Origin of the sequence: Paraburkholderia sp. BCC1885 (assembly GCF_900996235.1) — a bacterium.
Classification (GTDB): domain Bacteria; phylum Pseudomonadota; class Gammaproteobacteria; order Burkholderiales; family Burkholderiaceae; genus Paraburkholderia.
In genome coordinates this window covers 1-459 of the sequence record NZ_CAAJGM010000146.1, presented here as the reverse complement: position 1 = coordinate 459, position 459 = coordinate 1, and the positions used below count along the sequence as shown (strand labels likewise).

Annotated in this window: 1 pseudogene; it reads left to right on the top strand. The window is 70.6% G+C overall.

Annotation, left to right across the window (positions count from 1 at the left end):
- Positions 1-310 (top strand): annotated as a pseudogene (locus FQ755_RS14965) (NmrA family transcriptional regulator); the annotation flags it as partial.
- Positions 311-459 lie beyond the last annotated feature (149 nt).

Here is a 459-nt window from a genome sequence, read left to right as displayed (position 1 = left end):
CGCGGCCATGCTGCGCGAGGACTGGACCGGCACGCGCGTGGTCGAGCTGGAGGGCCCGCGCCGCTACAGCGCGAACGACATCGGCGCGGCCTTCGCGGCGGCGCTCGGTCATCCGGTGACGATGGCTCCCGTGCCGCGCTATACCTGGGAGGCGCTGTTCCGCTCGCAGGGCATGCAGTATCCGATGCCGCGCATCCGCATGATCGACGGCTTCAACGAAGGCTGGATCGATTTCGAGCGCGAGGGCAGCGAGCATCGAGTGGCCCCGACCACGCTGGAAACCGTGCTGAAGGGGCTGGTGGCGCACTGAGCGGCACGCCGCCCGAAGCCGGGTGTGTCGACGAGGCCCTCGCCGCGCAAGCGGCGAGGGCCTCGTACTTTGTCCGGCGCAATGATGCCGGCGCAACGAAACAGGGCCGATCCTGCGATCGGCCCCGCGAGCTTCCCGCGCGAACGGCG